Source organism: Clostridium sp. UBA5712, from assembly GCF_002419845.1.
In the GTDB taxonomy this organism is placed as follows: domain Bacteria; phylum Bacillota; class Clostridia; order Clostridiales; family Clostridiaceae; genus Clostridium_J; species Clostridium_J sulfidigenes.
In genome coordinates, this window is record NZ_DIGW01000007.1 from 13527 (window position 1) to 30928 (window position 17402).

Genomic DNA, 17402 nt, shown 5'->3' on the forward strand with positions numbered 1-17402 from the left:
GTTATCTAGGGGCGTAGTAGCCCTTAGTGAAACTTAGTGATACTAGCCATCAGATAAAATTTTATATAACTATGGAGATAGTGGTCTTGTAGGATTCGTGCTAAAGGATACTGAAGAATATTTCTACATTAGGAATGCTCAAAGTGATATTATAGAAATAATAAATTCTATTGGAAAACAAGTTGTTTCTTATATTTATGGCACCTGGGGCCAATTAATATCTGTGGATTAAAAAGGAAACTCCTTTTCATATACATTCAAATGAGTAAGTTCCACTAACCAAATTAAAATTTGGAGTGTCACTTAAAGCCTTAGGAGAAAAGAATCCTTATAGATATAGAGGATATAGATACGATACAGAGACTGGATATTACTACTTGCAATCAAGATATTATAATCCTGAGTGGGGGAGATTCTTGAATGCGGATGGAGTAGTATCTACAGGACAAGGTATGTTATCTCATAATATGTTTGCATATTGTGTTAATAATCCCGTAATTTTTAAAGACCCATTAGGTTTGGCGCATTGTATGTCAAATGAATATGGTGGTGGAGGCGGTTTTGGTGCCGCTGCTATGGTTGGTAGTGGAGCGCTAGCAGACACTGTAAAAGGAGCATGGTATGGCACTGTTGGAACAATAGGAATTGTTTGGGAAATTATAACTTTTTCTAGTAACAACAGTAAAAATGATAATTCTAAGGCTAAAAGAAATACTAATACATCGAATTTAACTAATCAAGGAAAGGTAATTGGAAATATAAAAGGGGCACCGCCTGTAGATGCTGGCAAACAAGGTAAACATGTAATAGGACACCATCAAATAAGCAAAGTCTATCAGAAGGAAGAAATAAATCAACATGGTCTGAAGGAGAAAATGGAGTGGATTTAACACAAGAAGGATGGCTAAAAGGTAGGATTACAAAGAATCCTAATGTAAGGGTATGGGATACAGGAAGGGTAATTGAGTCCAATGGAGAAACGCAAGTTAATGTTAAATATTCACCTACGGGGGGAACTATACATGGAGTTCCATCATTTAAGAAAGGAAAGTGATCAAATGGATATTATAGAAATAGTTAAAAGTCTATATAGGAGCTCAGCTGGATCTTATTTATTGCTTAAATATGTCAATAGAGGGTATTGGATTGATAAGTTGCAGGAATATTTTCCAAATAAATATATTGATAACCTTACGGAGTTTAATTATGATAAGTGCTTTTCTATGTATATTAATTTATCAGATAACAAAGGAAGTATAGGTACTGAAGAATTTGATAATTATATCTTAGAAAATGAAAACTTATATATACTTAGTATAAAAATTTCTGTATTAGCACCGTATTGTATATTTAAATATGTAAGATACTATGTTGATGAAGAAATAAAATGTGAAACTAGTTCTATACCTTATTGTGAAGAGCATATGGAGTTTAATAAAATAATAAATAATTTTATTTCAGATTATCACCTTATTCTTTTGGATGATAATACACTAATGAGAGAAGTTTCGGATATATGTCTTGAACTAAGAGAACCTCCAGTAAGTGTGTATAATTGTCTTTTTCAAGATTGTTATTCATATTATCCTTATTCAATAAACAAAGTAGAGTAAAACTATATATTTAATTTAAGAAAATTAGCTTAATGATTGCCTATAAGATATTCTTTTAGTTAATATTTTATAGGTAATCTTCTATAGAAGCTTGTGTTTATATAACTTAATTTAAAATAAGAGGTGTAAATTGATGGATATGATATTATGGTTAAATGAATGGTATAAAGATAATTGTGATGGTGATTGGGAGCACTACTATGGAGTAGAGATATGTACTCTAGATAACCCGGGATGGAAAGTAGATATAGACTTGGTAGACACTTATTTAGAAGATGTAGAATTTAATAGAGTTCAAATATATATTGATGATTTAAATTGGATCCATTGTAGTGTTGCAGATGGAGTATTTAAAGGAAGAGGTAGTATAGATAAGTTAGAGGAGATATTAAAAATATTTAGAGTATGGGCTACTGAAAATAAAAAATATCATTAATAAAGTAGTGTAAATATATAAGAACAAAAGTGCTAAGAGTAAGTTAGAAAAGTAATATTATAACGTCGGCAGACTAGAATATCTGTTGGCGTTTTTTATCTTTTTAAAACTACTAGTATTTTTAAAGATATTTTGATTATGAATAGAATTATAAAAATAAAATAATTATACAAGATATTGAATGTTAAAAAATTATATAGAAGGAAAAAGAGCATTTCATGAAGAAATAATGGTAGTAGTGAAATAAAGGATACCTATGATGCCTTAAGAAGAATTGAAATTGTAAATAATTGAAGGAAAATAGAATATTATTATAATGAATTAAATCAACTTATAAGAGAAGTAAACCACGTATTAAGAAAGACTATAGTATATACATATAATGAAGAAGGAAATATATTTAAGTGTAATTAGTTTAATAAAAAGGAGTGAAAAAATTTGATTAGCTTAGATATTAAGGTGAAAAATGGATATAGTAATTATCTAAATAAAATCTTAAATGGTGTTAATTTATTTAATTATGTTTGGGAAATAAATGCTGATAATTTTTTATATTTTGACAATGGTGAGTTGAAAGAAGATTTTTTTGGAGCAGATGTTTTAAATGCAGAAGAATTCATTAAGTGTATATCAAGAGACAGTTATTACATGATATTTACTGATATAAAAGTATATTCTCTTGGTAGTGAGCGTATCGAAATAAAAACATTCAAAGACTTTTTAAGAAGCAGTTGCGTAATGATTATTTTATGTACAGATTCATCAGTTATAGAATTTTATTGCAAAGATAGGAATATTCTTGATAAAGTATATAATAATTGTATAAATAATGGTTTTGAAAAAGTAGAATACAAGTCAGCTGCTGATGTTTCAGAAAGAAGTATGATTGCTTGGTAGGTAAAATTTTATAGCATAATAATAATCCTGCAATAAGAGGAGAAATCTTTTCAGTTGTATCAAAAGAAAAATCAAATATATATTATAATCCTGAGTGAGGAAGAGTCTTGAATGCATATGCTATTAGTGGAAGTATAGGTGAATTATTATCACATAATATTTTTGCTTATTGTAATAATAATTCCGTAAATGGTAAAGACCCTAATGGGTTTAGAACTATATATATTCAAGGTGAAGAAACAGTTACTATGAGGGATGATTCGTATAATACTATAAATATATATAGAAAAAGAAAAAACTCTGATACTAGCACTGTAACTAACTCTAAGGAAATAAATTAAAAGATATAATACTTTAATTTGCAGTGGCAGATGCCTTTACAGCCAGTGAAGGATGGGTAGCAATAAGTGTGGATTTAGGTATTGGTGTAATTACTGAAGGGGCAAAATGGCGAGTCACAGAGATGATTGAAAAGTTTTATTGGAACTTTATAAGGAGAGATGAAAGATGAATGGCAATAATAAAGGTACATATGCAGTAGCAGGAATAGCTGTCTTTATTATATCAAAGATTATACTTGGAAGTTTAGGAATAGAGAATGTACCAGTACCCATTATCATAGTCGCACTAGTAGCTTCATATGCTATGTTTTTAATTGGAACACTTAATAAAAAATTAATAGGAGGAGAGAGAACTTGTTATATAGTAAGTGCAATCTCATTGGCAGCTACTATTGTTAGCACTATAATAATAGTTATATTTTTAAGTTATTTTCCACAAAATGTAGAAGAATATAAAGTGTTATTGCTAATATTATTAATAATTAGTATATCATCGCTTCTATGTTTGACTATTGCAGGAATGATAATTAAAAAAAAGTATCAAAACTAGTTATAATATGATAAAAAGTTATATATGATGTATAGGAACAGTGCTATTAAAAATATAGTTACAATTTAAAAATATTTGTATTTAATAAAAAATTAGAAATAAAATTCCGGTATACTTAATATATTGGAATTTTATTTATTTTATATACCATGCAGTTCAATTACTGAGGGGGTTGGTACTAAATATACCAATGAAACGAGAGATGAAATAAAATCAGGATCATTCTGGGTACATCCGTCTATGATTTTGGAATCAATCTTGGTAAAGGAGCTATTCATGTTGTTAAAAATGGAACTAAGGCACATAGCGGAAAAGTAATGAGTTATGGAGCAGGGATTACTGATACTTTTATCGGCAAAAGTAAATATATATTAAGTGAGACAATAGATACATTTAAAGGTTCTATAAAAGGATTTGCTGCAGTTGGACTAGTATCAAGTGATGTAAGTAATTATATAAGAATATGATGGAAATATTAAACACGATGCAATAGGGTAGGCAGTAGATTCTTTAGCAGTGGGAGGAAGTATATTATTAGATAAGACGGTAGAAAAGATAAAATTTTCAATAATATCGGGAAGTTAGAAGGAGGAGAAAATGAAATCATCTAAAATTAAACAAGAAGAAGAGATGGAAATTAAAGATTTGAAAAAATTAAGTATTTTTGTTTCTATAGCATTTATGATAGCAAGTTTAATTTTTAATGGAGCATTGCTAATAGATAAAGAGGTGTATTCTAATATATCGCCAATATTAATAGGATTATCTATAATATTAGGTATAGTAATGTTAATATTAAGTATAAATGAAAAAAGAATATATATGACGTATCATATATTTGGATCAATACATGGAATTGTAGCATTGCTATCTATTTATTTAGTTTGTGTAAATCAGCTAGTGCCTCAAAGTTTAATTACAAAAGTATTGATATTTTTTAATTATTTATTTATAAATTTATGGGTTTTTTATAAAAGAATAATAGTAAAAGATAAAGCTTATATTACTAGTGTAAGTGAAGGCACTCATATAAAATATATTAAAAAAGATTTAGTTTTATCTTTAATTATTTCTGCGATAATAATAACAATTGCTAAGGTGCTAGATTCAAGCCCAATTATAATTGAAAAAGGAGAATTAAAACTGTTTATTGTAAGTATTATAGGGATAGGTGTTACTATATGTTTTAGCATATCATACATTACAGCAATATCTAATTATCTGTATAATATAAAGAATAACAAGTCATTTCAAAAATTGAGCAAATAAAATTTGAATAGTATATTTAGGATGCTTGAAATGTATAATGGAGTTTTTGCAGCAATTTTGGGAGTAATAATATTTTGAATTATTGTAAAGAAAACTAATATGATAAAGAAATAAATAATATATTACAGTTTTATAAGGAGAGGAAAAATGAATAGTAATAATAAAGGTATATATGCAGTAGTAGGAATAGCTATCTTTATTATATCGAAGCTTATACTTGGAAGTTTAGGAATAGAGAATATACCAGTACCAATTATCATAGGTTTATTAGCAGCTTCATACGCTATGTTTTTAATTGGGATACTTAATAAAAAATTAACAGGAGGAGAGAAGGTTTGTTATATAGTATTTTCAATTTTATTCGCAGTTGCGATTGTTAGTACTATAATAGCAATTATATTTTTAAGTTATTTTCCACAAAATGTAGAAGAATATAAAGTATTGTTGTTAATATTATTAATGATTATTATATTATCACTTTTAGGTATAGTTATTGTATCATTGATAATTATAAAAAAATATCGAAATTAGTTATCCTATGATTATAACTTATGTATGCCATATAAAAAGGGTATTATTAAAGATATGGTTATAATCTAGAATTACTTATATTAAATAAAAAATTAGAAAGTAAATTTCGGTATACCTAATATACTAGAAATTTATTTATTTTATATAATGGAATTAATTTATTATCTTAGTTTTATATAAAAAGATTTAAAGATTTAAAAGTATTTCTATGTAAATTTACCTTAAATAGTATAAGTGGGTTTTAATAACTAAATCCCTGAATTTTGATATTAAACTTAGATATACCCTAGAAGGAAATGATGTATTTTATAAAGAATTAACTAATGGAAGTAATGTAGATTAACAGAGTTCTTAGCTTGTGTGAGAAGTATGAAGTAAATTGTAGTTTAATATAAAGTCAAAGGTGGGGGGAATTAAGATATATGAACAGGAAATATTCAGTTATTAGAGAGATAGTTATTTGGATTATAATAGACATTATTGGAACTATAATTCTTGTTAACACAATAAATATTTCCAAGATAGTTGCTATTATTAGTAGTATAACGGCAACAGTACCAATTCTAATTGCACGGTATAATAATTATAAATTAGTAATATCTGATGAAGAAATTGTGCTCTATAAATCATTTATAAAAAAGACACAAATTCCATTAGAAAATATAGTAGAAATAGAAATTGGCAATTCTTTTACGGGGAGCAGGATTCAAGGGTGTGTAAAATACATGTACATAAAAACATCAACAGATAATTATAAGTTTAATATAGTTAATATAGAGAGTAAACAATTCTATAATGATATTAAAAATCTTGCAACTAAGCAAGACATCGAATATTTTAAAAATCAGGAATAAATTATATAATCATTTAATTTATTATAAAAATAGTTTATGAAGAAATATTATGAATATAGTGGTTTTGTAGGGTTGAGACTAAATGACGCTGAGCAATTTAGTCTATTATGCAATAGAGTGGCCAGAAATTGCAATACCATAAAATTGAGAAAGTAGGAAATTTATATGATAAGCAAGAAAAATATTTTAGCCACTATAATAATTGTTATAATAATGGCATTTATTAGGGCTAGGGGCATAGATGATATACCACAGCCAATGCTTTTTGCTATATTACTAGTGATTATTTTATACTTATTTATATTTGTTTTTAAGTATAAAGGTGATAAAAAAGAACGAGTATATTTATTAGTTATGACCATACAAGCTGCAATACTAGTAATTATATTAGTAGTTTCAGTAACAGTACAAAATAAATACCAAGATATTTCTTATAGATACAAGCCCATATTTGTAACTTTAATGGCGATCCTATTTTTAAGTCTCATAGTAACTGTATATAGTTTAGGATTCTATAAATATAAAAACAATAAATTTAGAGATAAGTAATTAAGGTTTGTTAAAAGAGTTAAATGGACTTTATTGTTATGAATTTAATAGGAAATAATAAAATGGGATAGGAAGTGAAAAGATGGAATTATTCGAAGATAAAATAATTGAAGAATATATTATATGGCAAAAGGCTAATCCTAAAAGTTTTTCATGGTGGAATTATGTAAATATGAAGTCAGATATTCAAATTGCACTGGGATTCGCTAAGTTTTTCTACCCCGAAATAATTGAGATAGACAACTGTATCTTTATAAAGGATAACTTTTCAAGCGAAAGGTATGAACAATGGAAAGTTGTGTGTAATGATAAAAAAACTTTAGAGAAGGCTATTAATTCATATGAAATTAAAGAATTTTTTCATATGAATACAGATTTTGAAGATAAAAATATAAATGAACAAATACAAGCACTAGGAAATATATTAAAAAAATTTTGGACTTTAGGTTTTAATGAAAGATTCCCTGATATGAATATAGTTGTAGATATAATTGAAGATGATGAATCATTATATATTACTGTATTTCAAGATAGTTAATTATGTTGAAAATTATTAATAGCCGTGGTTGGTAGGCATAAGTATAAAAATGGCCAATTAAGTATACTATTCTTAAAAACTATGAATGAGACTATTTTACTATATACATATAAAACTATTTAACTATTTGTTGTGTTCATGCGGGTTTAAGAGATTTGCCCATTAGAATAGTATTAAGGTAACAATAAAATAATAATTAAAAACCAAAGGAAATAGAGTATAATTAGTATGGAATTTAATTTTTTTATGTATGGGGGATAATTTAATGGATGCAGTAAATCAAGTTTTAGTTCTATCCATTATGATGGTTATAGGAATATATGCTAGAAAGAAAGGCTTTATAGATGATAGAGTAGAGAAGGGATTAAGTGCAATATTAATCAATATAACTTTACCATTAATGATAATAAATAGTTTTTGCTTAGAATTTGATAAAGCTATTATGGGAAATGCTATAAAGATATTCTTCTATTCCATAGTTATACATTTGGTGTTACTTATTTTATCAAGATATATTTATATTAAGGCTAGTGATAGAAAAAAACCACTGCTTATATTTACAACATCCTTTTCTAACTGTGGATTTATGGGCTATCCAGTATTAAACAGCATTTTTGGAGAAATAGGAGTGTTTTATGCTTCAATTTTTACTATGGTATTCACTGCTTTAGTGTGGACCATAGGGGTATCTTTATTTACAGGGAAAATATCTATGAAGGAAGCTAGTAAAAGCATTTTAAAGAATCCATCCATATGGGCTGTAATTATAGGAATTATAATATTTGTAGGTCAAATTAAACTACCCTTTGCCATTAACTCAACTGTAAAAAGTGTAGGAAATATGACGACTCCAATATCTATGATAATCATTGGATCTATGCTTTGTAGTTCTAACATAAAGGAAATGATAGGAGATTTTAGTTTATACTATTTATCTATAGTTAGACTAATTTTAGTTCCCATAGCAACATATTTTACTATGAATATGTTTAGTATAGATTCAATGTTGGTAGCTATATGCACTTTACTTATGGCTATGCCAGGAGCGGTGGTAGGACCTGTAATTGCATTATCTGCTGGTGGAGATGGTAAGTATGGCTCACAGTGTGTATTTATAACTACACTTTTATCCGTAATAACTATTCCACTATTTATATATTTAGTAAGATAATTAATTAAATAGGTAATAGGTTTTAATGATTTAGCTATTTTAAATAAGTATAGAAGGGAATGTAAATTATATATGTTTGATTTAGATGATTGTATTGCGTTTATAACAAATAAAAGTGCAAAGAAATTAGCTGACGAATTTAATAGAAGATTACAAGAGAATGGTACAACTAGAGTACAATGGATAGCTTTATTTTATATAGGTAAAGCAGGAGAAATTTCTCAAAAAGAACTTTCGGATTATATGGATATTAAAGAGTCTTCAATGGTAAGACTTATAGATAGAATGGAAAAGGAAGAGTTAGTGGAGAGAAGAAAGGGTTCAGAAGATAGAAGAATAACAAAGATAATATTAACTGATAAAGGTAAGTTTTTAAAAGAAGAACTTATGCCTAGAGGACAAGCGTTCCAAGATGATGTATTAAAGGGAATATCGAAAGAAAATTTAGAGATTTTTAAAGAAGTTTTGCAAAGGATGACAGATAATATATGTTAGCTATTGACAATACCACCCCATGGTGGTATTTTTATATCATAAATACTTGTAGTGCTAACTATTGCACTAGCAACTATTAAATGATATGGGGGTATAGATATGAAAAAAGATGTAAGAGAAATGTTAAATGACTTTATGAACGGACTTGGTGAATTAGGCGAAACTAATGGAGAAAATGTTAACGCTTTCATGGGACTATTAGGTAAGACTTATGAAGAGGGTGCATTAGATACTAAAACAAAGGAATTAATTAGCGTTGGAATTGCTGCTTATAACAGATGTGAATATTGTATAGTTTTCCACGTTTACAAAGCTTTAGAAGCAGGAGCAACTAGAGCTGAAATAATGGAAGCTGCTATGGTATCTGTTGCCTTTGGTGGAGGTCCTAGTATGGCATATTCTGTAACTTTATTAAAAGATGCTGTTGATGAATTTGAAAAAGATTTTAACTAAATAAGATTTTAAATTTAAGACCTTGAGTATTATACTCAGGGTCTTAAATCCAGAATCTTAAACTAATATATATTTGGTATTAAAGGAGAGGTTGAAATGGATATTAAGTTGGAAAGTCTATCAGGAAAAAGCAAGTCTGCTAAAGTAGGCAAAATTAATATACAAGTTGGAGAGAATGTTAAGTTAAATGATGTAATGTTCCAGCTAGAAACAAATAAAGGAAATTCACCTGTAAAAGCTAAAGGAAGCTATAAAATTGAAGAAATAAAGGTTACAGAGGGACAAGAGGTAAAGGTTGGAGATACATTACTTATAGTAAGTGGAGAAGCTTTAGCTGAAGAAACTAAAAAAGTTGATTACTTTGGTAGCTTGATAAAGGGTAAAAAAGAAAATTTAAATATAGATCTTTTAGTAATAGGTGCAGGACCAGGAGGATACGTTTCTGCTATATATGGAGCTAAAAAAGGTTTGGAAACTATAATAGTTGAAAAGGATAATTTAGGAGGGACTTGTCTTAATGTAGGATGTATTCCTACAAAATCTCTAGTTAAATCTGCTGAAGCATACAATGAAGCATTAAATGGAGAAGAATTTGGATTTGAAGTAAAAGATATAAAGCTAGACATGAAAAAGGTCATAGCTAGAAAAGATAAAATTAGAAATAATTTAGTTGGTGGCATCGACTATTTATTAAATAAAAATAATATAAGACTTATTAAGGGAGAAGCATCTTTTATAGATAACCATAAAGTATTAGTGAAAAAAGGTAAAGATGAGTATATTATTGAAGCTAAAAATATCATTATTGCTACTGGTTCTAAAATATCAAAAATAAGTATCCCAGGCATAGAGCTACCTTTTGTATTAAATAGTACAGAAGCTCTTAGTAACACAGAATTACCAAAATCAATTACTATAATTGGTGGTGGAGTTATTGGTATGGAATTTGCATTCCTTTATTCAAATTTTGGAGTTAAAGTAAACGTGGTTGAATACGAAAATAGAATCCTTAACATGGTGGATTTAGATGTCTCTGAGGAAATACTTGATATAGCAAAATCAAAGGGCATAGGTATATATACAAGTTCAAAGGTTACTAGAATTGAAAAATCTGAATCAGGTGAAGGTATAGTTATATTTGAAAATGAAGGTAATGAGAAGCTTTTAGTTTCAGAAAAGGTATTAGTAGCAATTGGAAGAGAGCCTAATATGGAAGGGCTAAATCTTGAAAATACTGATATAGAACTAAATGATAGGAATAGAGGTATAAAGGTTGAAGGTAATTTAAAGACAAATGTGGAAGGAATATATGCTATTGGAGATGTTAATAGCGAGATCCAATTAGCCCATGTAGCTTCACATCAAGGAATTGTAGCAGTTGATAATATATTAGGAAAAAATAAAGAAATGAAGTATGAATGTATTCCTAATGTAATATTTACAGCTCCAGAAATTGCTTCAGTTGGTCTTACTGAAAAACAATGTATTGATAAAAATATGAATATAAAAATAAGCAAGTTCCCTTTTGCAGCCAATGGAAAAGCCTTAACTATGGGTCAAGAGTATGGATTTATTAAAATAATAAAAGATTTAGATTCAGGTAAAATGGTTGGAGGTTCAATAATAGGTCCAGATGCTTCATCATTGATAAGTACGCTAACACTTATTATTCAGCAGAATATTTCAGAAGAGAGCATAGCAGAGACTGTATTTGCACATCCAACTACAGGTGAAGGTATACATGAAGCAGTATTAGGATTATCTATAGGAGCAATACATTATAATGAATAAAGTAATTATTTCAAAGGAAGTTAATCCTTATTATAATTTAGCCTTAGAAGAAGAATTGTTAAGAAATATAAAGTCAGAAGAAACCATATTATATCTTTGGCAAAACGAAAATACTGTAGTTATTGGAAGAAATCAAAATCCTTATAAAGAATGCGATTTAGATTATATGAAAGAAAACCATATTATATTAGCTCGAAGAATTTCTGGAGGTGGAGCAGTTTTTCATGATTTAGGAAATTTAAACTTTACTTTTATAACAAAGGAAATTGAGAGTAACTTAGATAAACAACTTAAGGTTATAAAAGGTGCTGTAGAGTCCTATGGTTTTAAGGTTGAGTTTTCAGGAAGAAATGATTTGCTTTTGAATAATAGAAAGTTTTCAGGACATGCATTTTATTGTGAAGATGGTAATTATTTTCATCATGGTACTCTTATGATTGATGTAGATATTACTAAACTTGAAAAGGTTCTTACTCCATCTAAGTTAAAATTAAAATCTAAAGGCATAGAATCAGTAAAAAGTAGGGTTATAAATTTAATAGAGGTTTGCAGTGAATTAAATGTAGACAATTTAATTCAGTCATTGGTAAGTTCCTTTAATAATATTTATGGAGATTTACAAAACTCATATATTTATAATATGAGTAGTTATGTACCTAAATTATATGATAAATACTCTAGTAAGTTGTGGAATTATGGTGAGAGTCCACAATATGATGTAGTTCTCGAAGAAAAAACTGTTATAGGTAATTTAGACATAAATTTATCAGTGGAGTCAGGAAAAATAGTAAAGGCTAAAATATTTTCAGATACTTTAGAGAATATAAATTTAGGAAAAGTTGAAGAACAGCTTATAGGCATTATATTCTCTAGAGATGAAGTTGTAAAATTAATAGGGTACTATGTAAGACAGGTATCAGAAAAATATGCATAAAAATATTTGTATAAACCATAATATTCTTAGGCTAAAATATATTTACCTCATCTAGATAAGTCAAGAAAATTTAACATTTTTAATATGGATTATATTTTAATGATATAATCCGTATTTTTATGTAAAATAACCTTGGTAATTAAAAATAATGTAGGGTATAATATGTATATTGTAAATATAGTAGCTAACAAATAAATTATTGCGAATATATTAACAGTATATTTATTATTGTAAAACTATGGAGGATTATAGAATGAGAACAATTTATAAAAACCCTAAGGAATTAGGTGCTTGTTTAAGAGATATTGTAGATTTATACAGAGATGATTTAATGACCTATGAAAAATTATCAGATAAGGTTATTAAAATTGTAGATTCTAATGTAGAAAGATTCTTTAAAAATGGTGATGTTGAAATAAAGATTGCAAATATTCTAGAGGAAGATAGAATAGCAATTATAAAAGATATATTAGATAAAAATAATTAAAAAATCTTATTATAAATTTATAAAAAAAGATGAGCTTTATTGATTAAAATAATGTAAGCTTATCTTTTTTATTTAGCGTTAAAAAATAAGCATATAAAATATACAAACATTTATATAGAAAGAGTTGTGTATACTAAAGTTAATATATTAAATTTAATTTATATATAGCAATGTTAAATCCGTGTTAAATAATCAGGTTTTGTTACAAAATCTATTTAACAAGGTGTATAAATTATATATGATATATGAAGGAAATCAATTACAAAAAACTAAGTATAAAATTATAAGATATTTATTTCAAGACTTATAGACTGGAGGTTACTTTATGGAAAGTCTTAAAATTTTAAAAAAAACTAAATTTAGTGAAGTACAGGTATTAGCACTTGGGTTTTTTATAGTAATTTTTATTGGAGGTACAATATTAAGTTTACCCATATCATCTGCTAGTGGAGAGGCCACAAATTTCTTGGATTCAATATTTACAGCTACATCTGCCACCTGTGTTACAGGGTTAGTTACAGTAGATACAGGTACTCATTGGAACCTATTAGGACAGACCGTTATTATGATATTAATTGAAATCGGTGGTCTTGGATTTATGTCTTTTGCCACTTTTATATCTGTACTAATAGGAAGAAGAATTACTTTAAAAAGTAGATTATTAATGCAAGAAGCAATGAATACCTTTAATATTCAAGGGTTAGTAAAAATGCTTAAAAAGGTTATGTTATTTACTTTTATAATACAGTTTATAGGAGCATTAATACTATCCACTCAGCTCATACCAGAGTTTGGTGTAGCTAGAGGTATATATATTAGTATATTTAGCTCTATATCTACCTTTTGCAATGCTGGTTTTGATTTATTTGGAAATTTTAATAGTTATACAGCATATTATGATAATTCCATTATACTTTTAACTGTAAGTGCATTAATAGCTATTGGAGGGTTAGGTTTTATTGTATTGTTAGAACTTTATAATTATAAAAGTACAAAAAAGTTATCTTTACACGCTAAGGTAGTGTTATTAATAACTACTATATTAATAGTGGGAGGAACTATAGTAATGTTTATCCTAGAATATAATAATCCTAATACCTTAGGAAATATGAATATTAAGGACAAAATAGTAAACTCTATTGTAGCTTCCATAAGTCCAAGGACAGCAGGAATTAACAGTGTACCAATAGATAAGATGACTACAACATCAAAATTTATAACTGTTATACTTATGTTTATTGGAGGTTCTCCAGGTTCTACAGCAGGAGGATTAAAAACATCCACCTTTGGTATAATTTTATGTACAGCTATTTCTGTAATTAAAGGAAAAGAAAATGCTGACATATTCGGAAGGACCATTCCAAGAGGATTACAATTAAAAGCTGTTACTCTTTTAATAATAGGAATGGGATTAGTAACCACAGTCACTATGGCACTTACTATAGCTGAACCTAATGAAGCCTTTTTAGATGTGTTATACGAAGCTACATCAGCCTTTGGAACAGTAGGATTAACTACAGGTGTAACTCAAAGGCTCAGTGAACCAGGAAAAATTATAATTATTATGTTGATGTATTTAGGAAGAGTTGGTCCACTTACTGTAGTAATGGCTCTAATTAGCAGAAAGAAAGGTACTAATTACAAGTATCCTGAAGGAAAGATATTGATAGGATAAACACATTTGTGAAATATTAAATAAAAAAACTATTATATAGGAGGTTAATATGGTATGGATAATAAATATATGAAAAGAAGTAAGGAAGAGTTGAAAAAAATATTAACCAAGGAGCAATATAACGTAACTCAAGAAAATGGTACCGAGCTACCTTATAAAAATGAATACTTTGACTTTTACGAAGAAGGTATTTATGTAGATATAATAACAGGAGAACCATTATTTATATCTAGTGATAAGTTTAACTCAGGATGTGGATGGCCAGCTTTTTCCAAGCCAATAGATAGAGATTTTATTAAAGAAAATATAGATAAAAGTCATGGAATGGTCAGAACCGAGGTAAGAAGTAAAAGTGGAGATTCCCACTTAGGTCATGTATTCTGTGATGGACCTGAGGAACTAGGTGGATTAAGATATTGTATAAATTCAGCTTCACTTAAATTTATTCAAAAGGATAAGATGAAGGAAGAAGGGTATGAAGAGTACTTAGATTTACTTGATAAATAAATATACAGATGAGAGTATGGCACTAAGATGTGGTTAGATGGATTTATCTATTTAATCACATCTTTTTCTATGTTTAAGAGATTAAATGTGGAAATCTACGGTTGTATTTTAAGGAGAAAAATGTGAAAATAAAGCTATATTACAAAAAGTCTTAATAAGGAGGGATATAGATGTTTTGGTTTTCAGAAGATAGTAAGAAGGTAGATAAAAATCTTTCAAAAGAAGATGAATTACAGCAGCTAGTATGGAATTTTTTTATGAACAAAATTCCTAAACTAGGTTTTGAACAGAGAGAAGGACAAGAAGATATGGCGTTAGATATATGTAACGCTATAGCTGATAGACAACATACTATAGTGGAAGCAGGAGTAGGAATAGGAAAATCTTATGCATATATAGTTCCCTTACTTTATTATAATAAACTTTTTAATAAACCTGTATTAATAGCTACGTCAACTATAGCTCTGCAAGAGCAACTAATTAAGGATGTAAAAAAAATTTGTTCTTATATTAATCATAAACCAGAAATAGTTTTAGCTAAAGGAATGACTCATTTTGCATGTAAAAGTAGAGCCGATAAATATTTTAAAGAGATTAATAGGAAAGAGTTTAATGATAATCTAGAAATACTATGTAATTACATAAATAATGGAGTAGTAGATAGAAAAAATATAAAGTTAGATGTAGATAATAATATATGGGACAATGTGAATGTAAAGGCAACAGATCATAATAGGTGTGAACATTATAATAATTGCAGTTTTATGTCTCTAAGAAGAGATATGTTAAATACTGATGGCATAATTTTATGTAATCAAGACTTATTAACTGTACATTTTCAAAAGTTAAAGAAAGGTCAAAAGGGGCTTTTAAATGAGAAAATAGATTTAATTGTTATAGATGAAGCTCATAATTTGGAGGAAAAAGTTAGAGCATCTTTAATAGAAAGCTATAACAAATATAAAATAAAATCTATTTTAGGAGATGTAATTGAAACCATAAAAATATCAGCTATAAGAAGAGAGAGTTACGAAAATTTTAATAATATAACTCATATTTTGAATGTTATTTTTAATAAACTAAATAATCAAGTAAAAAAACAAATTAACTCATCACCTAAGGGTGAAGAAATGGAAAAGTATTTTATTAATATAGATGAAATACGAGAAGAGCTTTTACTTTTAAATAGTAAAATTGATTTAATAAATTATAAAGTACAATTTTATAGTGATGATAATTTATGTGAAGAAGTATTCGAAGAGCTAGAGAATCTTCAAGACTTTATAAAAAGTTTGATATCTATAAAGAGTAGGGATTTATTTTGGTTAGAAAATTTTAATGATATTCATATATTTGCATGTCCTAAAAATATAAGTAAGGAGATAAATTCTTTATACTTTGATAAGTTAAAAACTACTATATTAACTTCAGCAACTATTGCAGATAAGAGTCAAGGTAGTGAAGAAGAGAGATATGAGTATTTTATTAAAAGTACAGGCTTTCCAACTAGTACAGGATTTTTATCAACACCAAAACCATCACCTTTTCCGTACAATTACAATGCCATGATATATTATACAGAAAATATGCCTCATCCAGTAGAGGCGAGAGAAAGGTTTATAAAATTGGGGGCAGAAAAAATAGTAAAGCTTCTGAATATTACAAAGGGAAAAGCATTAATTTTATTTACATCTAAAAGTGATCTAAAGGAAGTTTATGAGATATTAAAACATAAAAATTTAGAATATAGGATTTTAAAACAGCAACATATGTCCTCTCAGGATGATATACTTGAAGAATTTAAAAAGGATAAGAATTCCGTATTATTAGCTACAGGAACATTTTGGGAAGGAATAGATGTGCCTGGAAAATCATTATCGAATTTAATTATATTTAAGCTACCATTTCCGGTACCAGATCCAATTATAGAATATAAAAGGACTTTATCAGAAGATTTTTTAATGGAGGTAAGTGTACCATTAATGATAGTAAAACTTAGGCAAGGAGTAGGAAGGTTAATAAGAAAGCATGATGATAAGGGGATAGTGGCAATCTTAGATTCTAGAATTGGTGAATTGTCTAATAGCCCGTATAAAAATATAGTGTTTGATTCCCTCCCTATTAAAAATAGAACTAATGATATAAGAGAAATAGAAAGTTTTTGGATGAAAATGGATGAATAGAGCTTAAGCAAGATATAGAAAGGAAGTTATTCTATATCTTGCTTTTTATTATAAATATCATGAAATAACGACTTAAAGCACATTAACAGTAACTTGAAAATAATTTATATAAGTAATATAAATTAAAG

Annotated in this window: 23 protein-coding genes; all 23 read left to right on the plus strand. The window is 27.6% G+C overall.

Features of this window, described 5'->3' with window-relative positions; all coding sequences use genetic code 11:
• Window positions 1–296 precede the first annotated feature (296 nt).
• The 23 genes from B3B03_RS02445 to B3B03_RS02555 all read left to right on the plus strand — a co-directional run bounded on the left by B3B03_RS02445 (window position 297) and on the right by B3B03_RS02555 (window position 17274).
• On the plus strand, window positions 297–890 hold the full coding sequence (locus tag B3B03_RS02445; protein ID WP_346876399.1) for an RHS repeat-associated core domain-containing protein: 594 nt from the start codon (window positions 297–299) through the stop codon (window positions 888–890).
• Window positions 881–1054: a hypothetical protein gene (locus tag B3B03_RS02450; RefSeq protein ID WP_346876400.1), complete on the plus strand. Its 174-nt coding sequence runs from the start codon at window positions 881–883 to the stop codon at window positions 1052–1054. Before B3B03_RS02445 ends, B3B03_RS02450 begins: the two co-directional genes overlap by 10 nt.
• Window positions 1023–1613: a hypothetical protein gene (locus B3B03_RS02455; protein WP_346876401.1), complete on the plus strand. Its 591-nt coding sequence runs from the start codon at window positions 1023–1025 to the stop codon at window positions 1611–1613. Before B3B03_RS02450 ends, B3B03_RS02455 begins: the two co-directional genes overlap by 32 nt.
• 133 nt (window positions 1614–1746) lie before the next feature.
• The gene (locus B3B03_RS02460; RefSeq protein WP_346876402.1) at window positions 1747–2049 is read left to right on the plus strand and encodes an immunity 53 family protein; all 303 of its coding nucleotides are present in this window, start codon (window positions 1747–1749) and stop codon (window positions 2047–2049) included.
• A 438-nt stretch (window positions 2050–2487) separates the two neighbouring features.
• The gene (locus B3B03_RS02465) at window positions 2488–2946 is read left to right on the plus strand and encodes a DUF2691 family protein (RefSeq protein ID WP_346876403.1); all 459 of its coding nucleotides are present in this window, start codon (window positions 2488–2490) and stop codon (window positions 2944–2946) included.
• Between the two features lie 107 nt (window positions 2947–3053).
• Window positions 3054–3287, plus strand: coding sequence for a hypothetical protein (locus tag B3B03_RS02470; RefSeq protein WP_346876404.1), 234 nt, complete (start codon window positions 3054–3056; stop codon window positions 3285–3287).
• A 23-nt stretch (window positions 3288–3310) separates the two neighbouring features.
• Window positions 3311–3457 (plus strand): hypothetical protein, encoded by a 147-nt coding sequence (locus tag B3B03_RS02475; protein ID WP_346876405.1) that lies wholly within the window; start codon window positions 3311–3313, stop codon window positions 3455–3457.
• On the plus strand, window positions 3454–3837 hold the full coding sequence (locus tag B3B03_RS02480) for a hypothetical protein (RefSeq protein WP_346876406.1): 384 nt from the start codon (window positions 3454–3456) through the stop codon (window positions 3835–3837). Before B3B03_RS02475 ends, B3B03_RS02480 begins: the two co-directional genes overlap by 4 nt.
• Before the next feature lie 317 nt (window positions 3838–4154).
• A complete protein-coding gene (locus B3B03_RS02485) occupies window positions 4155–4304 on the plus strand; it encodes a hypothetical protein (RefSeq protein ID WP_346876407.1) in 150 nt (49 codons plus the stop codon).
• A gap of 130 nt (window positions 4305–4434) precedes the next feature.
• Window positions 4435–5106, plus strand: coding sequence for a hypothetical protein (locus B3B03_RS02490; protein ID WP_346876408.1), 672 nt, complete (start codon window positions 4435–4437; stop codon window positions 5104–5106).
• A 147-nt stretch (window positions 5107–5253) separates the two neighbouring features.
• Window positions 5254–5637 (plus strand): hypothetical protein, encoded by a 384-nt coding sequence (locus tag B3B03_RS02495; protein ID WP_346876409.1) that lies wholly within the window; start codon window positions 5254–5256, stop codon window positions 5635–5637.
• A gap of 422 nt (window positions 5638–6059) precedes the next feature.
• The gene (locus B3B03_RS02500; RefSeq protein ID WP_346876410.1) at window positions 6060–6491 is read left to right on the plus strand and encodes a hypothetical protein; all 432 of its coding nucleotides are present in this window, start codon (window positions 6060–6062) and stop codon (window positions 6489–6491) included.
• A 165-nt stretch (window positions 6492–6656) separates the two neighbouring features.
• Entirely contained in the window at window positions 6657–7040 is a 384-nt protein-coding gene (locus B3B03_RS02505; protein WP_346876411.1) for a hypothetical protein, read from the plus strand.
• Between the two features lie 82 nt (window positions 7041–7122).
• Window positions 7123–7578, plus strand: a complete 456-nt coding sequence (locus tag B3B03_RS02510; protein ID WP_346876412.1) for a hypothetical protein — start codon at window positions 7123–7125, stop codon at window positions 7576–7578.
• Window positions 7579–7843: 265 nt separating this feature from the next.
• Complete coding sequence (locus B3B03_RS02515) at window positions 7844–8749, plus strand: AEC family transporter (protein ID WP_346876413.1); 906 nt, start codon at window positions 7844–7846, stop codon at window positions 8747–8749.
• Window positions 8750–8821: 72 nt separating this feature from the next.
• Window positions 8822–9244 (plus strand): MarR family transcriptional regulator, encoded by a 423-nt coding sequence (locus B3B03_RS02520; protein WP_346876414.1) that lies wholly within the window; start codon window positions 8822–8824, stop codon window positions 9242–9244.
• Between the two features lie 99 nt (window positions 9245–9343).
• Window positions 9344–9697, plus strand: coding sequence for a carboxymuconolactone decarboxylase family protein (locus tag B3B03_RS02525; protein WP_035134524.1), 354 nt, complete (start codon window positions 9344–9346; stop codon window positions 9695–9697).
• A gap of 96 nt (window positions 9698–9793) precedes the next feature.
• Complete coding sequence (gene lpdA, locus B3B03_RS02530) at window positions 9794–11488, plus strand: dihydrolipoyl dehydrogenase (RefSeq protein WP_346876415.1); 1695 nt, start codon at window positions 9794–9796, stop codon at window positions 11486–11488.
• Window positions 11481–12422: a lipoate--protein ligase gene (locus B3B03_RS02535; RefSeq protein WP_346876416.1), complete on the plus strand. Its 942-nt coding sequence runs from the start codon at window positions 11481–11483 to the stop codon at window positions 12420–12422. The genes lpdA and B3B03_RS02535 overlap by 8 nt, the downstream gene beginning before the upstream one ends.
• A 253-nt stretch (window positions 12423–12675) precedes the next feature.
• Entirely contained in the window at window positions 12676–12909 is a 234-nt protein-coding gene (locus B3B03_RS02540; protein WP_035134530.1) for a TIGR04540 family protein, read from the plus strand.
• A 325-nt stretch (window positions 12910–13234) separates the two neighbouring features.
• Complete coding sequence (locus tag B3B03_RS02545) at window positions 13235–14584, plus strand: TrkH family potassium uptake protein (RefSeq protein ID WP_346848265.1); 1350 nt, start codon at window positions 13235–13237, stop codon at window positions 14582–14584.
• Between the two features lie 54 nt (window positions 14585–14638).
• On the plus strand, window positions 14639–15091 hold the full coding sequence (msrB, locus tag B3B03_RS02550) for a peptide-methionine (R)-S-oxide reductase MsrB (protein ID WP_346848266.1): 453 nt from the start codon (window positions 14639–14641) through the stop codon (window positions 15089–15091).
• A 170-nt stretch (window positions 15092–15261) separates the two neighbouring features.
• Window positions 15262–17274 carry an ATP-dependent DNA helicase gene (locus tag B3B03_RS02555; RefSeq protein WP_346876417.1) on the plus strand — a complete coding sequence of 671 codons (2013 nt, stop codon included), beginning with the start codon at window positions 15262–15264 and terminating at the stop codon, window positions 17272–17274.
• Window positions 17275–17402: the final 128 nt, after the last annotated feature.